Annotated in this window: 1 protein-coding gene; it reads left to right on the forward strand. The window is 56.6% G+C overall.

All coding sequences use genetic code 11. The features are described from left to right. Positions 1-256: GGDEF domain-containing protein (locus AC0L3U_RS39735; protein WP_473365172.1), on the forward strand; the 256-nt coding region annotated here is incomplete at both ends.

Here is a 256-nt window from a genome sequence, read left to right on the forward strand (position 1 = left end):
TTGAGTTTCATCAGCGTCAGCAACAACACGGCGTCGCCACCATCGCCCTGATCGATATCGATCACTTCAAGCGCATCAACGACACACACGGGCACATTGTCGGGGATACGGTGCTGCGCCAGCTAAGCCTGGAATTGCGACGGCATCTGCGGGAAAACGACTTGGTCGGACGCTACGGTGGCGATGAGTTCTGCGTGATCCTTGCGCAAATGCAATCGGAAAAGGCGGCGAAAATCATGGAGCGCCTGCGCGAAAC

The sequence above is a fragment of the Bradyrhizobium sp. Kon69 genome (assembly GCF_055807515.1).